The organism is Solicola gregarius (genome assembly GCF_025790165.1).
Lineage (GTDB): Bacteria > Actinomycetota > Actinomycetes > Propionibacteriales > Nocardioidaceae > Solicola > Solicola gregarius.
This window is the reverse complement of the sequence record NZ_CP094970.1, coordinates 4,836,573-4,848,698: the sequence shown is the minus strand read 5'-3', so window position 1 is coordinate 4,848,698 and position 12,126 is coordinate 4,836,573. Positions and strand designations below refer to the sequence as shown.

11 protein-coding genes are annotated in these 12,126 nt (G+C 70.1%); 5 read left to right on the top strand and 6 right to left on the bottom strand.

The window, feature by feature from the left end; all coding sequences use genetic code 11:
* The first annotated feature begins 96 nt into the window (after nucleotides 1-96).
* The 3 genes from L0C25_RS23630 (at nucleotide 97) to L0C25_RS23620 (ending at nucleotide 3,224) form a co-directional block, all read left to right on the top strand.
* The gene (locus L0C25_RS23630) at nucleotides 97-1,035 is read left to right on the top strand and encodes a hypothetical protein (RefSeq protein ID WP_271634286.1); all 939 of its coding nucleotides are present in this window, start codon (nucleotides 97-99) and stop codon (nucleotides 1,033-1,035) included.
* Nucleotides 1,036-1,167: 132 nt separating this feature from the next.
* Nucleotides 1,168-2,052 (top strand): ABC transporter ATP-binding protein, encoded by an 885-nt coding sequence (locus L0C25_RS23625; RefSeq protein WP_271634285.1) that lies wholly within the window; start codon nucleotides 1,168-1,170, stop codon nucleotides 2,050-2,052.
* A complete protein-coding gene (locus L0C25_RS23620; RefSeq protein WP_271634284.1) occupies nucleotides 2,049-3,224 on the top strand; it encodes an ABC transporter permease in 1,176 nt (391 codons plus the stop codon). The genes L0C25_RS23625 and L0C25_RS23620 overlap by 4 nt, the downstream gene beginning before the upstream one ends.
* Nucleotides 3,225-3,301: 77 nt before the next feature.
* Here the strand turns inward: L0C25_RS23620 and L0C25_RS23615 are convergent, their stop codons facing one another.
* Together L0C25_RS23615 and lipB are read right to left on the bottom strand one after the other, a co-directional pair.
* Nucleotides 3,302-4,033 (bottom strand): dienelactone hydrolase family protein, encoded by a 732-nt coding sequence (locus L0C25_RS23615; protein WP_271634283.1) that lies wholly within the window; start codon nucleotides 4,031-4,033, stop codon nucleotides 3,302-3,304.
* 180 nt (nucleotides 4,034-4,213) lie between these two features.
* A complete protein-coding gene (gene lipB, locus L0C25_RS23610) occupies nucleotides 4,214-4,972 on the bottom strand; it encodes a lipoyl(octanoyl) transferase LipB (RefSeq protein WP_456299988.1) in 759 nt (252 codons plus the stop codon).
* A 94-nt stretch (nucleotides 4,973-5,066) separates the two neighbouring features.
* Between lipB and L0C25_RS23605 the strand changes: the two genes are divergently transcribed.
* Nucleotides 5,067-5,531 (top strand): hypothetical protein, encoded by a 465-nt coding sequence (locus L0C25_RS23605; protein ID WP_271634282.1) that lies wholly within the window; start codon nucleotides 5,067-5,069, stop codon nucleotides 5,529-5,531.
* A gap of 26 nt (nucleotides 5,532-5,557) precedes the next feature.
* Here L0C25_RS23605 and L0C25_RS23600 read toward each other — a convergent pair whose 3' ends face one another.
* The 3 genes from L0C25_RS23600 to pruA all read right to left on the bottom strand — a co-directional run bounded on the left by L0C25_RS23600 (nucleotide 5,558) and on the right by pruA (nucleotide 9,365).
* Nucleotides 5,558-6,736, bottom strand: a complete 1,179-nt coding sequence (locus L0C25_RS23600) for a macrolide family glycosyltransferase (RefSeq protein WP_271634281.1) — start codon at nucleotides 6,734-6,736, stop codon at nucleotides 5,558-5,560.
* A gap of 65 nt (nucleotides 6,737-6,801) precedes the next feature.
* A complete protein-coding gene (locus tag L0C25_RS23595; RefSeq protein WP_271634280.1) occupies nucleotides 6,802-7,734 on the bottom strand; it encodes a proline dehydrogenase family protein in 933 nt (310 codons plus the stop codon).
* Between the two features lie 5 nt (nucleotides 7,735-7,739).
* Nucleotides 7,740-9,365 (bottom strand): L-glutamate gamma-semialdehyde dehydrogenase, encoded by a 1,626-nt coding sequence (pruA, locus tag L0C25_RS23590; RefSeq protein WP_271634279.1) that lies wholly within the window; start codon nucleotides 9,363-9,365, stop codon nucleotides 7,740-7,742.
* A gap of 901 nt (nucleotides 9,366-10,266) precedes the next feature.
* Here pruA and L0C25_RS24275 point away from each other — a divergent pair.
* Nucleotides 10,267-11,103: a PucR family transcriptional regulator gene (locus L0C25_RS24275; RefSeq protein ID WP_408641711.1), complete on the top strand. Its 837-nt coding sequence runs from the start codon at nucleotides 10,267-10,269 to the stop codon at nucleotides 11,101-11,103.
* Between the two features lie 92 nt (nucleotides 11,104-11,195).
* Here the strand turns inward: L0C25_RS24275 and L0C25_RS23580 are convergent, their stop codons facing one another.
* Nucleotides 11,196-12,086: a TIGR01777 family oxidoreductase gene (locus L0C25_RS23580; RefSeq protein ID WP_271634277.1), complete on the bottom strand. Its 891-nt coding sequence runs from the start codon at nucleotides 12,084-12,086 to the stop codon at nucleotides 11,196-11,198.
* Between the last annotated feature and the right edge of the window lie 40 nt (nucleotides 12,087-12,126).

Genomic DNA, 12,126 nt, shown 5'->3' with positions numbered 1-12,126 from the left:
GCCAAAAGACCATTCTCGCGTCGGCGAGGGACTGCGTATCCACAGCTTGCGATGGGCCTCTGTTGCTCCATCTCGCGGGGCGGCAGGGTGGCACGCATGCCTACGCAGATCGCTGCTGCCGCGCGGGCCGTGTCGGAGACCGTTGCCACCGACCAGGACGGTGTGCTGTCCACCTGGCAGGCAACGGCGCTCTTCGGTCGGCACCGCGTGCAGAACGAGGTGGGACGCGGCCGCTGGCATCGGCCCGCCCGTGGTGTCGTCGTCTTGCACAATGGCCCACTATCGCCTGCGCAGCATCATTGGGTCGCGCTGCTGGCCTGTGCCCGCGGCTCGGTCCTCGGCGGGCTCACTGCCTTGCGTTGCGAAGGCTTCACCGGCCTGCAGACCGACCTCGAACTCCCGCGCGTCGTGCAGCCGCTGGGCACCAAGCGCCACTCGTACGACGCAGTCGAGCTGCACTGGTCGGAGTACCTCGACGAGCGCGACGTACACCCGCTCCACCGGCCGCCGCGGCACCGCCCTGCCCGAGCGGCCATCGACGAGGCCAGCTGGACCCCGGCCTCGATGCAGAAGCGGGCGCGCGCCGTCATCCTCGCTGTCGGGCAGCAACGGATGGCGACTCCCCGCCACTTCCGCGAAGCGCTGCAGCGCCGCGGCCAGTGTCGACATCGTGCGCTGATCGTCGAGTCGGTCCTCGATGTTGCCGGCGGCATCCAGTCGCTTCCGGAGCGGGACTTCGACATGCTCCGCGCGGGCCTGCACCTTCCCGAACCGAGCAGGCAGACGAAGGTTCAGCGCGACGACGGCCGCTACTATCTTGACGTCGAGTGGCGCACGTACGACACCGCCTGTGAGATCCACGGCCTACCCCATCTGCAGGTCGTGCAGTGGGAGTCAGACCTCGCACGCATCAACGAGATCACGATCGTTGGACCTCGAGTGCTCGTGTTCAGCTCGTTCGCGGTCCGTCACCTGTCCGATCGAGTCGGGGATCAACTCGTTCGCATGCTTCGCCGCGGCGGTTGGCGCGGCTGACCGACGCAAGAATGGTCCTTTGACCGCCCCCAGCCGGTCAAAGGACCATTCGTGCGTCCGTCCGGAGGCGGATGCGCAAGGTCAATCCGCAGGCTGACGACGCACGGCGCGGAACCCAATAGCGTCGGTGCCATGTTGAGTGTGCGACAGCTGACCAGACGATACGGCGACATCACGGTGCTCGATGACGTCTCCTTCGACGTACGTGCGGGGCGGATCACCGGGTTCGTCGGCGCGAACGGCGCCGGGAAGACGACCACGATGCGGATCATGGTCGGCGTGCTCGCTCCAACGGCCGGCGAAGTGCTGTGGGACGGCGAACAGGCGACGACCGAGCTGCGCCGGAGGTTCGGCTACATGCCGGAGGAGCGCGGCCTCTACCCGCGGATGAAGGTGCTCGACCAGCTCGTCTACTTCGCCCGCCTGCACGGCTACAGCCCGGCCGCGGGGGAGGAGCGCGCGATGCACCTGCTGAGCCATCTCGGCATCGACGGGCGGTCCGGCGATCTGCTCGACACGCTGTCACTCGGGAACCAGCAGCGGGTCCAGATCGCGACGGCGCTCATCCACGAGCCGGTCGCGCTGATCCTCGACGAGCCGTTCAGCGGACTCGATCCGATCGCGGTCGAGTCGATGGTCGAGCTGCTGCGGGTCGAGGTCGCGCCGACCGTGCCGCTGCTGTTCTCCAGCCACCAGCTCGAGCTCGTCGAGCGGCTGTGCGACGACCTGATCATCCTGTCCGACGGCGCTGTTGTCGCCAGCGGGTCGAAGGACGAGCTCCGCTCGACCGAGTCCGAGCGCTATCGCGTCGTACTCGAGTCGGGTGACGCGGCCTGGTTGCGCGATGTCGCCGGCGTACGAGTGCTCGACGTCGACGGTCCGTCCGCGCTGATCGAGCTCGACGGCAGCGTGCCGGCCGACGTACTCCAGGCGCTCGTCGCTCGCGAGAAGGTGATCGAGTTCGCCCGTTCGGTGCAGCCGCTGTCGGAGCTCTTCTCGGAGGTGGTCGCGGCATGAGAAACGATGCAGCCTGGCGGATCGTTGCCGGTCGAGAGGTCAGTACGCGCCTGCGAGACAAGGGATTCCTCGGCGGTACGGCGTTCATGCTGCTCGTCATCGTCGCGATCTTCGTCATCATGCAGTTCGTCGGCGGCAAGGCGACGACGTACGACGTGGCAGTCATCGACGACCAGGGCACGACCACCGCGAAGGCCGCGAGCGCGATCGTCGAGGCCGACGACTCCGACGACTCCGTGTCCGCCAAGCCGTACGACACGGCCGACGACGCAGAACGGGCCGTACGCGACGGCGACGTCGATGTCGCACTGCTCCCGGCGGACGACGGCTATGAGCTGGTCGCGGAGGACACCGCCGACGACACGCTGCACACGGCCCTCGCGACCGCCGTCTCGAAGGCGGGTGTCGAGGCCAACGCGCAGCAGCAAGGCGTCGACCTGAAGGCCCTGCAGGCCGGTACGAGCCTGCACGAACGCTCCCTCGACCCTGACGCAGACACCTCGGATGCGCGCTCCGGCATCGCCTTCGCATTCGCATTGATCTTCTACATAACGGCGTTGAGCTTCGGGATGATGATCTCGCAGAGCGTCGTACAGGAGAAGGAGAGTCGCGTCGTCGAGATCCTTGCGGCCGCGGTGCCGATCCGGGCACTGCTGTGGGGCAAGGTCGTCGGCAACACGCTCCTCGGGCTCGCGCAGGTGGTGCTCGTGGTCGCGGTCGGGCTCGCGGGCCTCGCGGCGACCGGTCGAACCGACCTGCTGTCCGGGGTCGGACCGGCCGCGGCGTGGTACGTGCTGTTCTTCGTGCTCGGCTTCGTCACGCTCGCAAGTCTCTGGTCGGTGGCAGGGTCGATCGCGAGCCGTCAACAGGACCTACAGAGCACGACTCTGCCCGGCCAGGTGATCCTGTTCGCGCCGTACCTGGTCGCCGTGTTCGCCGGCGAGCAGGTGAAGACCGTCGTGTCGATGCTGCCGGTCGTGTCGAGCATGCTGATGCCCGGCCGGATGGTCGAGGGTGACGTGCCCATGTGGCAGGTCGCGGTCGCGGTGGTGGTGACGATCGCATCGGCGTTCGCCTTCGTACGCATCGGGACGCGGCTGTACGAGCGGACGCTGCTCAAGACGGGCACCACGATCGGCTACCGCGAGGCGTTCAAGCTCCAGGCGGACTGATCAGTACGCTCCCCTCCTCGGGGAGGGGAGCAGCCCGCGTTCGATCGCGACGGTCACCGCGCAGCCCGAGGCGCCGGCTAGGCGAGGTGCCGGGCGAAGAACCGGAGCGTGCTGTCCAGCTCGAATGCCGGAGTCTCGGCGTGCTTGCCGGGGTTGGCGTGCAGCGTCTTCTCTGTCGAGGCGAACGCGTCGTACAGTGCCAAGCCCGCCGACCGCGGCACTCGTTCGTCGTCCCACTGCAGCAGGAACTCAACCGGGACGGTGATTCTCGCGGCGGGCTCTGCCGATGCCAGTGCCCCACCCAGGCCGAGCACCGCCGCGCGAACGCGGGGTTCGGCGGCGACGAACGGGACGCCGAGCCCGCAGCCCAAGCACACGCCCCAATAGCCCACGGGGCCGGTGCCGACGTGCTCGAGCTGCTGGAGCGCGTCCAGGACCCTTCGCCATTCCGGCACGGTCTGGCGGGCGACGAGCGCCTGGAAGCTCGCGACGAGCGGGGCCACCTCCTCGCCGGCGTCGATGCGAGCGGCGTTCTCGGTCGCGATCCGGTCGTACTCCGGATCCGTCGGCCGGTCGCCATGGCCGGGTACGTCGACCGCCGCTACCGCGAACCCGCACTCGACGACGAAGCGGTACGCGCCGGCCACGATGTCGGGTGCGAGCTTGTGCTGCCCGCCGCCGTGCCCCATCAAAACAAGGGGATGCGTGCCGGTGGCACCTTCCGGCGTCCACAGCACGCCGGGGATCTGATCGAGGATGAAGAGCTGTTGGGTGACGCCGTCGGACGACGTCTCAGAGGTGAAGCGCATAGCGTTCGACCCTTCGGGATGCCTACTGCGGGCACTCCCTAGGCGGCGCGAAGGAGGGAGTCCCGACCTGTCGTGGTGTTGATCGGTCTCACCTCCTCGGTTCGCAGTGCTGCGCGGCGACGCCGAACGTACCACAGGGCTGCACAAGGCTGGGAAAGAACGTACGCGCCCGATGCGGCTTCAGCGCAGCGGATCGATGCCGTACGTGACGCCCTGACTCGGCTCCGCGGTCGCGGCGATGACGGGGGAGCGGTCGTACGGCCGCCAGGACAGCAGGTCGTGCAGGTGCGGCTCCACCAGCCGGGCGGCCTCGTCGACCGACACCCGGCGGCCGAGCTCTTGGGTGAGGGACGTGACGCCCGCGTCACGGATGCCGCACGGTACGAACCGGTCGTACCACGCGAGGTCGACGTCGCAGTTGAGCGCGAAGCCGTGCATGGTGACCTTGCCCGCGACGCGTACGCCGATCGCCGCGACCTTGCGTTCGTCGCCGCGACCGTCGGCGGGGATCCAGACGCCCGAGCGTCCTTTGACCCGGCCGCAGGCGATGCCGAGATCACCGACCGCGCGGATCAGCGCCTCCTCGACGCGGCGCACGTAGTCGACGACGTACACGTGCGAAGGGAGCTTGGCGATCGGGTAGCCGACCAGCTGGCCGGGTCCGTGGAACGTGACGCTGCCGCCGCGGTCGACCTCGACCACCGGCGTGCCGTCGGTCGGCCGGTCGAGCGGGTTCGTCCGCTTGCCCGCGGTGTAGACCGGCGGGTGCTCGACGAACAGCGCGACGTCGCCGATCTCGTCGGCGACCCGCTGCTCGTGCAGGCGTCGCTGGGTCTCCCACGCGCTGGCGTAGTCGACGGCGTTGTCGCCGAACCCCCCGTAGCGGATCTGCAGACCGGCCCGCGTACGAGACTGCTGTGGCTCGGCGGAGATCGTCACCGGGTCAGCCTAACGCGGAGGTCCTCGACGACCTTGCCGGATCGACCCTGTGGACAAGCGCGCCATCGGTCGTACGCGGCGGCATGCTGAGGGTGTGAAGGCGATCCTGATTCTGGTGCTGGCCCTCGCCGGCTGCGCTCCTGCCCAGAGTGCGCCGGACGACGCGGACGACTCGGCGCGTTGGCAGTCGGTGTTGCGACAGCTCGATGCGGCGCGCGAGCGTGCGTTCGTACGCGGTGACGCGGGCCTGCTCGGCCGGGTCTACGTGCCCGGCTCTGACGTGCGTCGCGCCGACGCGCGGCTGATTCGGGCGTACGAGCGGCGCGGTCTCGAACTCGACGCGGTGCCGATGCGCGTACGCGATGTGGAGGTTGTCTCGCGGGCCGAGAGGCGCGTACTCCTGCGGGTGCTCGATCGGCTCGGTGCCGTTCGGGTACGTGCGCCCGCGGGTGGCGCGTGGCGACCGCTGCCGCGCGATCGGCCGAGTGAACACGTCATCACACTGACGAACACGCGTGCTGGTTGGCGAATCGCCGGCATCCGACGGGTAGCCGGCTGACGTGCGAACTCCGCTCCCGTGGTGGCCTACGGCAGCATCGCCTCGATCAGATCGGCTGCGCGCATGGTGCCGCCTTCGGCCTGCGCGTCTGCACGCAACGCCGCCGAGCGGTGCGCGACATCTGCGTCGGTCGTGAGCTCGTTCAGGGCAGCACGGAGAGCCTCGGCTGTGGCGTCGGCCGTGTCGATGCGCCGGGCGACGCCGAGTTCGACGAGCTTGTCGGCGTTCATGAACTGGTCCGCAGCCTGCGGCACCGCGATCATGGGGACGCCCGCGAGGAGGCCTTCGCCGCAACCACCCATGCCGGCGTGAGTCACGAATGCGTCGGCCCGCTCGAGGATCGCACGCTGCGGCACCCATGGATGCACCTCGACATTGGACGGGATCTCGCCGAGCGTGTCGGGGTCGGTGTGCTGTCCGACCTGCAGGACGATGTGCCATCCGGGCAGGTCGCCGTACGCGGCCAGGCACTCCCGGTAGAAGGCTGGCTGCCGGGTGTACGCCGAGCCGAGCGAGATCAGCAGTACGTTCTCGGCGTCGGCCGGGCGGTCCCAGGAGTCCATGGCGGAGCGGGCGTCGAAGCACGGCCCGACGAAGGTCACGATCCCGGTGTCGACCGTGTCCGCCTTCGGTTGCATCGCCTTCGGGATGAGCGCCAGGGCCCGCTCCGGGACGCCGGCGAAGGCGTCGATGTCGGTCGTCGTGGCGCCGCAGTCGTCGAGCCATTGCGCGAACCGCGTGCGGTACTCGTCAGCGCCCGGAAGCTGCCGCAGTTGGGCCGTGACCTCCCGGTCGAAGCCGGTCCATGCGACGAACGTCGGGGAGAGCTGCACCAGCGGCCGCCCCTGCGACTCGGCGAGGGCCCGTACGGCGAAACCTCCGATGTCGTACAGATAGAGGTCCGCCGGATCGTCGTCGTACGCCGAGTGGAGCTGGGGCAGGTTGTGGATCGCGTTGTCGAGGAAGAGACCCATCGCGGCGATCGGATCGTCGGGCCAGTCGTTGTCGGCGACCGGCAGGGTCGAGCTGCACGGTATGAGCTCGGCGCCGGTCGTCTCGACCAGGTCGGACACGGCCGGATCGTTCGCGTACGTCACGCGGTGGCCCCGGTCGACCAGCTCCTTGATGACGGCCAGGCTCGGCAGGACGTGGCTGACGGCGGGTACGCCGACCATCGAGATGTGGTGGGCACGGTGTGCAGGCATGGGCGAGCAGTTCCTCGGGGATAGGGGCTGTGCGCGGTCCCATGGTGTCAGTCCCGCGGCCGGCCCTAACTGCGGCCGGTGAAGGAGCGCAGGAAGAACCCGATGTTCGCGGGTCGCTCGCCGAGGCGCCGCATGAAGTACGGGTACCACTCGGTGCCGTACGGCACGTAGATGCGCAGCTTGTGCCCCGCGGCGGCCAGCTCGCTCTGATGGGTGGGCCGGATGCCGTACAGCATCTGGAACTCGTACGCGTCGCGGCCGCGCCCCGCTGCGATCGCCAGCTGCTCGCCGACGGTCACCAACGCGGGGTCGTGCGTCGCGACCATCGGGTATCCCTGCCCGGTCATCAGGATCCGCATGCAGCGGACGTACGACGCGTCGACCTCGGCCTTCGTGCGGTACGCGACCGAGACGGGCTCGTCGTACGCGCCTTTGCACAGCCGGATCCGCGAGCCTCGTCCGGCGAGGTCGTGGCAGTCGGCCTCCGTGCGACGAAGGGATGCCTGCAGCACGGTCCCGGTCGACGGGAAGTCCGCGCGTACGTCGCGCACGATCTCGAGCGTCGAGTCGGTCGTCGTGTGGTCTTCCATGTCGACGGTGACGGTCGCGCCGACATCCGCGGCAGTGGAGCAGATGTGCAGCAGGTTGTCGCGGGCGATCTTCTGGCCGTCGTCACCGAGCGCCTGGCCGAGCGCAGAGAGCTTCACTGACACCTCGGCGCGCCCCGTGAGCCCCTCAGCGTCGAGTCGGTGCAGCAGTGTCGCGTACGCCTCGACGGTCGCCTCGGCGGCGTGCGGGTCGGTGGTGGCCTCGCCGAGATGGTCGAGGCTCACGTACCGGTCGGCGGCGAGGTCACGCGCCACCTCGATCGCCGCATCGACGTCGGTGCCGGCGACGAATCGCTCGACCACGGGCGTGAGGATGGACGAGCGTTCGGCCGTCGAGCGCAGTCGTGGCGACCGCGAGGCGGCGACGAAGGTCGATCGCAGGACGCTCATCGCGATCAGCCCTGGTGCGGGTAGCGGGACTGGTGCGGGGCGACCGAGGTCTCCTTGATCGCCCGCGGGCTCACCCACCGTTGCAGGTTCAGGATCGACCCGGCCTTGTCGTTGGTGCCGGACGCTCGTCCGCCGCCGAACGGTTGCTGCCCGACGACCGCACCGGTCGGCTTGTCGTTCACGTAGAGGTTGCCCGCGGCATAGCGCAACGAGTCGCGTGCCTGGTCGATGGCCGCGCGGTCGTCGGCGATGATGGCGCCGGTCAGCCCGTACGCCGTGCTGGTGTCGATGACCGTCAGCTCCTCGGCGTACGCGTCGTCCTCGTAGACGTGCACCGCGAGGAACGGGCCGAAGTACTCCGTCGTGAACGCCTCGTCGTGCGGGTCGGTGCCCTCGACGAGCGTCGGCTCGACGAAGTAGCCGACACTGTCGTCGGAGCTGCCGCCGGCGAGCACCTCGAGCGACGGGGTCGCGTGCGCCCGCTGCTGCGCCGCCGCCAGCTTGGCGAAGCTGCGCTTGTCGATGACCGCGCCCATGAAGTGGGAGAAGTCGGAGACGTCGCCCGTCGAAAGCGACCGCACCTCGTCGACGAGGCCGTCGCGTACCTGCTCCCACACCGACCGCGCGACGTACGCGCGCGACGCCGCCGAGCACTTCTGGCCCTGGTAGTCGTACGCGCCGCGTACGAGCGCAGTGCGCAGCGTGTCGGGATCGGCGCTGGAATGGGCGAGTACGAAGTCCTTGCCGCCGGTCTCGCCGACGAGCCGCGGGTACGTGCGGTAGCCGCCGATGTTGGCGCCGACGGTCGACCAGAGGTGCTGGAACGTCGCCGAGGAGCCGGTGAAGTGCACGCCGGCGAGGTCCGGATGCGTGAGCGCGACCTCGGAGACGTCCAGCCCGTCGCCGGTCAGCAGGTTGATGACGCCAGGGGGCATGCCGGCGGCCTCGAGCAGCCGCATCGTGTAGTGGGCCGCCAGTCCCTGGGTGGGAGACGGCTTCCAGAGCACGGTGTTGCCCATCAGCGCCGGTGCGGTCGGCAGGTTGGCGGCGATCGCGGTGAAGTTGAACGGCGTGATCGCGTACACGAAGCCCTCGAGTGGGCGGTGGTCGAGCCGGTTCCAGACGCCGGGGCTGCTGACCGGCTGCTCGGCGATCAGTCGGCGGGCGAAGTGCACGTTGAAGCGCCAGAAGTCGGCGAGCTCGCACGCGGCGTCGATCTCTGCCTGGTACGCCGTCTTCGACTGTCCGAGCATGGTCGCTGCGTTGATCGTGTCGCGCCACGGGCCGGTCAGCAGGTCTGCCGCGCGCAGCAGCACCTGGGCCCGGTCGTCGAAGCTCAGCTCGCGCCACGGGCGCGCCGCCTCGGCGGCCGCGTCGATCGCGGCGGTGGCGTCCGCGTGCGTCGCGGTGCCCATCGTCGCGAGTACGTGCGCGTGGGCATGGGGCTCGACGACCTCGATCTTCGGCCCGTCGGCGTACGACTCGACGCCGCCGATCGTGCAGGTGAGCTCGTGCTTGGTGCCACCGACGACCTTCAGCGCCGCCTCGAGCGAGTCGCGCTCGGGCGTACCCGGCTCGTACTCGAACACCTTCTCGTTGCGCGGGGCGGGCGGGTTCGTGACTGCGTCCACGGTGGGCGTCCTCTCGGTCGGCGTGCATCCAGTCTGCGGCGCACCTGCATCGGCTGTCGTTGTCCGATCGGCTAGCATCGATCGAGCCGGGTGTGACGATCGGACAAGGGGGCTCCTCGTGCTGGAACCCATTGCCTCGCGGGTCGTGCGACCGACCCTGCGCCAGCTGCTGCTCGTGGTCGGCGAGCCGCTGTCCGACCTGTACGTACCGGACGGGCAGCTGGACCGGACGCTCGACCGGCTGGCGATCCTCGACCCCGACGACGAGGCCACCGATCTCACCGATGCGCTCGTACTGCTGATCGGCGCTCGGGGGCGACAGGCGGCGCGGTTGGTACGCGCGGCCGCCGCCCATCGAGCGGCTGCCGTCGCCGTCAAGCTCGACTCAGCGCCGGCGCTGCCCGAGCTGCTCGAGGTCGCCGAGGAAGGGGGAGTCGCGCTGCTGGGCGTACAGCCGCGGATGCGCTGGGAGCAGCTCGTGACGCTCGTACAGGAGCTGCGGACCGGCATCGAGGACGCCGACGCAACCCGGGCCGACCTGCCCGTGTCCGGGCTGTTCTCGCTCGCCGAGACGGTCGCGGAGCTGACCAACGGGTCGGTCACGATCGAGGATCCGGTCGCCCGGGTCCTCGCGTACTCGCGCTCCAGCGAGGACGCCGACGAGCTGCGCCGGCAGACGATCCTCGGTCTGCAGGGACCAGAGCCGTACCTCGCGCTGCTGCGCGAGTGGGGTGTGTACGCGAAGGTGCGCGAGGGCCACGAGGTCGTACGTCTGGCGGAGAGGCCGGAGCTCGGCATTCGCGGGCGTCTCGTCGTCGGCATCGGGTCGAGTGGCGCGAACCTCGGCACGATCTGGATCGCCGAGAGCGCCGGCGCCTTCGCCGATGACGCGGCCGAGACGTTGCGGGGCGCCTCGCGCGTTGCGGCGGAGTACCTCGTCGGTGCCCGGCCGGCGGTCTCGGCGGGCACCCGTGACCGGCGGGCGCTGCTCGCGCGGACTCTCGAGGGGTCGGCGCGTGCCGACCTCGTCGCGGACCAGCTCGGCATCGACCTGTCCGCACAGTGCGTCGTGATCGCGGTGACGGTCGCCGGCGGCGATGAGCCAACGGCCGAGCTCGTCGAACGCGCCGCGGTCGGCGCGTCCGGTGCCGCGTTGGCCGCGAGCCGGCCATCGCCGCTCGTCGCGTCGCTGGGCGGTCGCGTCTACGTACTCCTCGCAGCCGGTGCGGCGGCGTCCCCGTCCGCGGCGGCCGTCGCCCGCGGCGTGGTGAAGGCACTCACTCGCGGACGAGGCACCCGCGCGGTCGCCGGGGTCGGCGGTCGAGTCGCGCTCTCCTCGATGACCGAGTCGCGAGCGGAGGCCGACCGGGTGGCGGACGCGCTCGGGCGCCACCGCGGCGGTCCCGACGTCGCGACGCTCGAGGACCTCCGGGCCGAGGTCCTGCTCGGCGAGACGCTTGCCCTACTCGACGAGCACGACGAGCTCGACGACCCTGCGGTCGGCCGGCTCCGCGAGCACGACGCCGCGCATCACACCTCGCTCTGCGAGTCGCTGCTGGCGTACCTGCAGGCGCATGGAGACGTACGCGCCGCGGCAGCCGCCTTGTACGTCCACCCGAACACGCTCCGGCATCGACTCCGGCGCGTCGCTACCGTCGCCGAGATCGACCTCGACGATCCGACGGTGCGGCTGCTCTGCCACCTGCGGCTGCTCGCCGACGCGCGTACGGCGTCCTGACCGGGCGCTCTGCACGGCGAACGGCCGCCTCGCATGGTGAATACGCCGTGCAAGGAGGATGTTTACCATGTTTACATGGTAAACATGCCGCGTCAGCCGAGGGCGGTGGCGAGGATCGCTGCGACGTCGGGGTCGCGGAACTCGAACCCGGAGTCGAGGAGCCGCGCGGGTCGCACCCGAGACGAGCCGAGTACGGCGAGGGCCTGCTCGCCGAGTACCCACCGCATCGGGGCGCCCGGAGCGCGCAACACGGCAGGTCGGCGCAGGCGGCGGGCGAGCTCACGGGTCAGCTCCGCGTTCGTCGGCGTCTCCGGGCACGCCAGGTTGTAGGCACCCATCGCCGAATCGTCTGCCGCCAGCCAGGCGACGGCCGCGACCCAGTCTCGTAGCGACAGGCAGGAGAAGTACTGCGAGCCGTCGCCGAATCTCGCGCCGAGCCCGAGTCGGAAGACGGGCAGCATCAGCTGCAGCAGCCCGCCCGTACGGTCGAGCGTCGCGGTCGTACGCAGCAGGCACACCCGCGCACCGGCGTCGGCCGCGATCGATGCCTCTTCCTCCCAGTGGAGGGCGACCGAGCAGAGGAACCCGCTCCCGGTCCGCGAGGTCTCGGTGAGCACCTCGGGCCCACGCTCGGCGCCGTAGATCGTCGAACCCGACGCGCTCAGGAACGCCGGCTTCGACGTCGCTGCCGCGACGGCACGCGCGAGCGTTCGCGTCGCGGAGACCCGGGAGTCGAGGATGCGGCGCTTGTACGCCGGCGTCCACGGGATGCGTCGCGGGTCGGCGCCGGACAGGTTGACGACGACGTCGGCCGAGCCGATCAGCGCTGCGTCGACCGAGCCGGTGTACGGGTCCCAGCGTGACTCGTTCGGACCGCGCGGATCACGACGTACGAGTGCGACGACGTCGTGTCCGTTGCTGCGCAGGTGCCGACACAGCGCCGTGCCCGTCTGGCCCGAGGCACCGCCGATGACGTACTTCATCGGGCTATCGTGCCGGGTCGACGGGCGAAGCGCATCTTTC

What these genes read in the sequence shown, in the direction of transcription:
- L0C25_RS23615 (WP_271634283.1), bottom strand. Translation starts at nt 4,033, where the DNA reads ATGCGCTTCACCTCTGAGACGTCGTCCGACGGCGTCACCCAACAGCTC.
- L0C25_RS23630 (WP_271634286.1), top strand. Translation starts at nt 97, where the DNA reads ATGCCTACGCAGATCGCTGCTGCCGCGCGGGCCGTGTCGGAGACCGTT.
- L0C25_RS23595 (WP_271634280.1), bottom strand. Translation starts at nt 7,734, where the DNA reads ATGAGCGTCCTGCGATCGACCTTCGTCGCCGCCTCGCGGTCGCCACGA.
- L0C25_RS23600 (WP_271634281.1), bottom strand. Translation starts at nt 6,736, where the DNA reads ATGCCTGCACACCGTGCCCACCACATCTCGATGGTCGGCGTACCCGCC.
- L0C25_RS23620 (WP_271634284.1), top strand. Translation starts at nt 2,049, where the DNA reads ATGAGAAACGATGCAGCCTGGCGGATCGTTGCCGGTCGAGAGGTCAGT.
- L0C25_RS23625 (WP_271634285.1), top strand. Translation starts at nt 1,168, where the DNA reads ATGTTGAGTGTGCGACAGCTGACCAGACGATACGGCGACATCACGGTG.
- L0C25_RS23580 (WP_271634277.1), bottom strand. Translation starts at nt 12,086, where the DNA reads ATGAAGTACGTCATCGGCGGTGCCTCGGGCCAGACGGGCACGGCGCTG.